Below are 2,480 nucleotides of genomic sequence, written 5' to 3'. Positions count from 1 at the left end.
TGGCTTTTGTTTCCGCTCTTGTTCTCGGACAAGTCGCCCTTGGCATCACCACATTCCGTTTGGGCTTGTCCCAGCCCTACGTCACGATTTCCCACCAACTTTTGGCGGCCCTGCTGGTGGCCGTCCTTGCGGCCCTTGCCGCTCGATGTCCCGATCAACCCCCTGTCCATTCTCCCGTCGTTGTTGACGGAACCACCCTGGAGACCTGTCATGGCTGAAGTCACCGCGACTGTTTCTCTGACCCGGGCGGATGTTGTTCCGTCCCGCAAGCGCGTCAAATTGCCGGCTTGGCTTGAGGTCGCCAAACCGCGACTCATTCCACTGCTGTTGGCGACCACCCTTGGTGGAATGGCCCTCACGGAGGGTTGGCCCCTCTCCTCTCCACGATTGATCTGCACCCTCGGTGGAGGGGCGTTGGCTTCAGCTGCGGCGGGTGTGCTCAATTGTCTTTGGGAGCAGGACTTGGACGGTCGCATGAACCGCACAAGTGGCCGCGCTCTCCCCTCCGGGAGGCTGTCCCCAACCACCGCATTTATAGGTGCCATTGCTTGCACATTGGTGGCGGCCATGCTGTTGGTCAGTGGTGTGAATTGTCTGGCCGCGGGCCTCTCGTTATTGGGTTTGTGCAGTTACGTGCTGCTCTACACCGCGCTGCTCAAGCCGCGCACCACCCAGAACATCGTGGTTGGTGGTGTCGCTGGTGCGATTCCTCCTTTGGTTGGAGCTGCAGCGGCCACGGGACATATCGGTTTGGGGGGATGGTGGTTGTTCGCGTTGGTGATGGTGTGGACTCCGGCTCACTTTTGGGCCTTGGCCCTGTTGCTTCGTGAGGATTACCGCGCCGTCGGCATCCCGATGTTGCCTGTGGTGAAAGGACCGGTTGTCACCGCACGGGCCATCAGCCGCTACGGGTGGGCAACGGTGTTGCTCAGTGGATTCGGAATTTTGGCGCTGCCAACGGGTGGCTTGTTCTATGGCTTGATGTTGCTGCCTTACAACAACCGATTGCTGCAACTCGTGCATCGCCTTGCTGCTGATCCCGACAGCCTCACAAATGCCAAAGGTCTTTTTCGCTGGTCGATTCTCTATTTATTCGGCATCTGTCTTCTTTTGATCTTGAGTCGTTCAGCTTTGGCGGCTCACCTGGATCAGCAGATGATTGCCTTGATGATGCAGATGGGTGTTGGCTGAAATTTTTCCTAGATTTCCATTTGATTTAGGTCCATGACCCCGACGTTGCCCGATGGCGATGATTGAACTGAGGCAGCTGTCTAAGACCTATGGAGCGGTCACCGCCCTCAGCAATCTTGATCTGAGCGTCCCCGAGGGTTGTCTCTACGGTCTCCTGGGCCCCAACGGAGCTGGAAAGACCACGACATTGAGGATTCTGGCAACTCTCTTGGCGCCTGATCGTGGTTCTGTTCAGGTGGATGGAGTTGATGCGTTGAAGCATCCCCGGGAGGTTCGTCGCTTGCTGGGTTACGTCGCTCAGGAAGTGGCGATCGACAAGATTCTCAGCGGTCGTGAGCTTCTTCAGCTCCAGGGAGACCTCTACCACTTGAAGCGGACTGATCGTGATCATCGAATTGACGATTTGATCGATCGTCTCGGAATGGACCCGTGGATTGACCGACGCTGCGGCACCTATTCCGGTGGGATGCGCCGCCGACTCGATTTGGCAGCTGGGCTTTTGCATCGCCCGCGTCTTCTCATTTTGGATGAACCCACCGTGGGTTTGGACATTGAAAGTCGAAGTGCGATTTGGCAGTTGCTGAACCAACTTGTGGAAGCTGGCACCAGCGTGTTGCTCAGCAGCCATTACCTCGAGGAGATCGAAGCGCTAGCCGATCGGATGGCGATCATCGATGCAGGGGCGGTGATCGCCGAGGGAACCCCAACAGATCTCAAGCAACGCTTGGGGGGAGACCGTGTGACGCTGCGCGTTCGTGAGTTCAGTGATGCCCAAGAGGCTGCCCGGGTTCGATCTGTGTTGGAACCGGTTGAAGGCGTTCGACAGGTGGTGATTAATCGAGCGCAGGGCTTCTCACTCAATTTGGTGATCGAAGGGGAGTCGGTGATTGAGCGTCTTCGTCACTCGCTGGAAGGTGCTGGTCTTCCTGTGTTTGCACTCGCACAAAGTCGACCAAGCCTCGATGACGTTTACCTTCAAGCCACCGGTCGCACCCTGATGGATGCTGAGCTGGCCATTGCTGGTCAGCGGGACATCAAGCAGGAAAAGCGTCAATCCATGCGATGAGCTGATTCGATGACTTCCCCACTCCCCTCGATGCCTCCGTCAGCTCAGGATCCTGGTGCTCTGGCAGAGCTCACCCAAGAAACCCTGGCCTTAACGCGCCGTCTGTTTCTTCAACTTGTTCGCCGTCCATCCACTCTGGTGGCTGGTGTTTTGCAACCACTGATTTGGTTGATTTTGTTTGGAGCCTTGTTTGCGAATGCTCCAGAAGTCTGCTCCCGGGTGG

At 57.1% G+C, this 2,480-nt stretch carries 4 protein-coding genes; 3 read left to right on the top strand and 1 reads right to left on the bottom strand.

The genetic code is table 11. From position 1 onward, the window contains the following. Positions 1 to 212 (bottom strand): hypothetical protein (locus WH5701_RS18705; protein WP_369791623.1); only part of this gene is annotated, 212 nt, incomplete at its 3' end. Here WH5701_RS18705 and WH5701_RS00035 point away from each other — a divergent pair. From WH5701_RS00035 to WH5701_RS15930, 3 genes are all read left to right on the top strand, one after another. Then, positions 211 to 1,191: a heme o synthase gene (locus WH5701_RS00035; protein WP_009789168.1), complete on the top strand. Its 981-nt coding sequence runs from the start codon at positions 211 to 213 to the stop codon at positions 1,189 to 1,191. The two genes, WH5701_RS18705 and WH5701_RS00035, sit on opposite strands and share 2 nt — an antisense overlap. 52 nt (positions 1,192 to 1,243) lie before the next feature. Further along, positions 1,244 to 2,257, top strand: a complete 1,014-nt coding sequence (locus WH5701_RS00030) for an ABC transporter ATP-binding protein (RefSeq protein WP_009789169.1) — start codon at positions 1,244 to 1,246, stop codon at positions 2,255 to 2,257. 9 nt (positions 2,258 to 2,266) lie between these two features. After that, positions 2,267 to 2,480 (top strand): ABC transporter permease (locus WH5701_RS15930; RefSeq protein WP_198005093.1); only part of this gene is annotated, 214 nt, incomplete at its 3' end.

The organism is Synechococcus sp. WH 5701 (genome assembly GCF_000153045.1).
In the GTDB taxonomy this organism is placed as follows: Bacteria; Cyanobacteriota; Cyanobacteriia; order PCC-6307; family Cyanobiaceae; genus Regnicoccus_A; species Regnicoccus_A antarcticus.
The sequence above is the reverse complement of the archived record's forward strand: the minus strand, read 5'-3'. Positions and strand labels throughout refer to the sequence as shown.